The organism is Paraburkholderia sp., from assembly GCF_026225065.1.
Lineage (GTDB): Bacteria > Pseudomonadota > Gammaproteobacteria > Burkholderiales > Burkholderiaceae > Paraburkholderia.
In genome coordinates, this window is sequence record NZ_JAMFSB010000169.1 from 1 (window position 1) to 3,501 (window position 3,501).

At 60.5% G+C, this 3,501-nt stretch carries 3 protein-coding genes and 1 other RNA gene; 2 read left to right on the forward strand and 2 right to left on the reverse strand.

The window, feature by feature from the left end:
- Window positions 1–1,726, reverse strand: a 1,726-nt coding sequence (gene dnaX, locus M0954_RS12445) for a DNA polymerase III subunit gamma/tau (RefSeq protein ID WP_297353519.1), incomplete at its 3' end; no start/stop codon positions are given.
- Window positions 1,727–2,038: 312 nt separating this feature from the next.
- Window positions 2,039–2,137, reverse strand: an RNA gene (gene ffs, locus M0954_RS12450) — signal recognition particle sRNA small type.
- Window positions 2,138–2,506: 369 nt separating this feature from the next.
- On the opposite strand from ffs, the gene trxA reads away from it, so the two are divergent.
- Both trxA and M0954_RS12460 read left to right on the forward strand, forming a co-directional pair.
- Entirely contained in the window at window positions 2,507–2,833 is a 327-nt protein-coding gene (trxA, locus tag M0954_RS12455) for a thioredoxin TrxA (RefSeq protein ID WP_074264820.1), read from the forward strand.
- 207 nt (window positions 2,834–3,040) lie between these two features.
- On the forward strand, window positions 3,041–3,501 hold a 461-nt coding region (locus M0954_RS12460; protein ID WP_297353521.1), incomplete at its 3' end, for a Rho termination factor N-terminal domain-containing protein.

The following is a 3,501-nucleotide window of genomic DNA, read 5'->3' on the forward strand; positions in this document are numbered from 1 at the left end:
CAAGCGCTGCACTGGCGCCACCCGCGCGGCGCGGCGCGGCGTCGGCAAGTGGAGCCTCCTCGCGAACGGAGGGTGCAGTAGATACCGGCAGCGGTACGGTTGAAGTCGCGTTGGACACAGCGGATTCGCTGTGCGACACGGCTGGCTCCGAGGCACTTTCACCGCGCGCCGGTACCGCTTCTTGATCGTCGGCAAACGCCTCGGCATCTGCGACGGGAGTATCGGCCTCTACCGCCGAAGTCACGACGGCACTCGCCGCGCGTGGTGTGAGCTCCTGTGTCGGCTCAATGGCTGGTTGCGGGTTGTCTTCGGCCGGACTGGTTGCTTCAGGCGCGGCTTGCCATGCCGCCAGGTCAGATTCCCGAGGAGACGCGGATTCGCCCGAGGACTGCACCAATGCGCTTTCTTGCACGCTCGCCGTGTGAGACTCTGCACTCCGAGCCACAACCGCTTCACGATCGGCAGCGTCAGCATGATCAGCAGCGGCCTGGGTCGTCGACGCAGCTACCGGTTTTACCCCGGCGGCGCGCGCCGCTTGCCCTTGCGGCGCAGCCACGGCCGGCGAACCGCTACGTTTCACGCCGCCCGGGCCCGACGCACCCACGGGACGGGTCGTGCTGGGGCCACCACCACCGCCAGTCGGAGCCGGCTCAAACGCCAGCATCCGCAGCAGCGTCATCGTAAAGCCGGCGTATTCGTCCGGCGCGAGGCCGAGCTCGCTCCTGCCGATCGTCGCAATCTGGTAGAACAACTGCACCTGTTCGGCGCTCAACGTCTCAGCGAAACGGCGTAAATCCGTCGCCTCAGGCCACTCATCGAGCACCGACGACGGCGCAAACTGCGCCCATGCAATCCGGTGCAGCAAGCTGGCCAGATCCTGCAACGCGGTCGAAAACGACAGGCTGCGCAGCGACATTTCGTCGGCCACGGCCAACACTGCCGGACCGTCGCCATCAGCGAGCGCGTCGAGCAGGCGAATCAGGTAACTCTGATCGAGCGCGCCGAGCATGCCGCGCACCGCTTCGTCGGTTACCTGATTGGCCGAATAGGCAATCGCCTGGTCCGTCAGCGAAAGCGCATCGCGCATCGAGCCGTCCGCCGCACGCGCCAACAGGCGCAACGCCTGCACCTCGAACGGCACGTGTTCCTCACCGAGGATGTGCTCCAGATGCGACACGATGTGCCCAGCCGGCATCTGCTTCAGATTGAATTGCAGACAGCGTGACAGCACGGTAACCGGGATCTTTTGCGGATCGGTGGTAGCGAGAATGAACTTGACATGCGACGGCGGTTCTTCCAGCGTCTTCAACATGGCGTTGAAAGCGTGGTTCGTGAGCATGTGCACTTCGTCGATCATATAGACCTTGAAGCGCGCATCGACCGGCGCATAAACCGCACGCTCGAGCAGTGCGGCCATTTCGTCGACGCCGCGGTTACTGGCGGCATCCATCTCCACATAATCGACAAAGCGCCCTTCGTCGATCTCCCGGCACGCGCGGCAGACGCCGCACGGCGTCGAGGTCACGCCGGTTTCGCAATTCAGCGCCTTCGCGAAGATGCGCGAGAGCGTCGTCTTGCCGACGCCGCGGGTTCCGGTAAACAGATAGGCATGATGCAGACGCCCGCCGTCGAGCGCATGCGTGAGCGCGCGCACCACGTGCTCCTGTCCGACGAGCGAAGCGAAATCCTTCGGTCGCCATTTGCGTGCGAGAACTTGATAGGTCATCGGGAAATTGTATCAGTAACGATAGCGCGCAAAGGCGATTCGACCACGCACGGGCATGCACGATCGCCTCATTGAAAACGGCAACCGGACCGATAGAAAAAAATAGTGGGAAGCGAGAGTGGCGAACCGTCGAACGACGAACAGACAACGCATCGCGGGCACGCGGACAACCGCGCAGAGGCAACGCCACAACAACGCGAGAAGCGCTGAGGGAAACTGGACACCGTAGGGATCAGATACGCGCAGACCCGAAACGAATTTCAGGCCAACTGCAGAGGCCAAATTCGGGCCAACGACAGAAACAAAAAGGAAGGTGACGAGCCCGACCCTCGGCACTGGTGGAAAACGGCTGTGGCTGCTTCGTTCCCGACCTGACCAGGTTGACCGCCCCTCCATGCGAGGAGGCCCGTCACGAAAGATTCTACCATCGGTCAGCCCGCCAGGCGAAGCAAATCCCAACAAAGTTAGCTGCGACGCCACTTGTGTTCGCCTGCGCCACCACCAGATAGTGTGTGTAACAGAGGTGGCCGCGCTACCGGCAGGCCTTAGCCCTACTGCCTGCATGAGTACTATCACCACCGGCAACGCATAGCAATTTAGGCTAAACTGACGTACGAATGTCCCGTAAAGCCGAGCATTCTGCGCATTCCGGAGCGCGTCGAGAAGATCGCCCGCGAATGTTTCAGCATGGCTCCCTTTGCGGCAACGCGAACGGAAGTTTTCTTAGTTTGATGTATCGTGGCGAGCATCCAGGCGGGCCTCGATCCGAGAGAGGTATACATGAGCGAACAAATCAAGCATATCAGCGACGCATCGTTCGAACAGGACGTCGTTAAATCCGACAAACCCGTGCTGCTCGATTTCTGGGCCGAATGGTGTGGTCCCTGCAAGATGATTGCGCCGATCCTCGACGAAGTCGCCAAGGACTACGGCGACCGCCTGCAGATCGCCAAGATCAATGTGGACGAACACCAGTCGACGCCGGTGAAATTCGGCGTGCGCGGCATCCCCACGCTGATCCTCTTCAAGAACGGCGCCGTCGCGGCCCAGAAGGTCGGCGCGCTGTCGAAATCGCAACTCACCGCGTTCCTCGACGGCAACCTGTAATCTGTTTTAATTGAAACACCGCGGTTCGTGTTGTCGCACGACAACACGAACCGTGAGAAGATGCGTTTATGCCGCGCTGGCTTAAATTGGCGTGTGCTATGCTAGAATCCGCAAAACGTCGAAAAGACGCTTAAGTCCCTGAGCGGTTCCGCTCACTCTCCTCCCAGATTCCATTTCAGGTCGCACCTTCTCCTGCGGGTTCTCCGTATGCATTTATCCGAGCTTAAGACTCAGCACGTGTCCGAATTGATCGAGATGGCCAATGGCCTCGAGATCGAAAGTGCGAACCGCCTGCGCAAGCAGGAATTGATGTTCGCCATTCTTAAAAAGCGCGCCAAAACTGGCGAAACGATTTTCGGCGACGGCACGCTCGAGGTGCTGCCTGACGGCTTCGGCTTCCTGCGTTCGCCAGAAACCTCTTATCTGGCGAGTACGGACGATATTTATATCAGCCCGTCGCAAATCCGCCGCTTCAACCTGCACACCGGCGACACGATCGAAGGTGAAGTCCGCACGCCGAAAGACGGCGAGCGGTATTTCGCGCTGGTGAAGGTCGACAAGGTCAACGGCCAGCCGCCGGAAGCCTCGAAGCACAAAATCATGTTCGAAAACTTGACGCCGCTGCACCCTAACAAGGTGCTGCTGCTCGAGCGTGAGATGCGCGGCGA

Coding starts and splice junctions, on each gene's coding strand:
- trxA (WP_074264820.1), top strand. CDS start 2,507: ATGAGCGAACAAATCAAGCATATCAGCGACGCATCGTTCGAACAGGAC.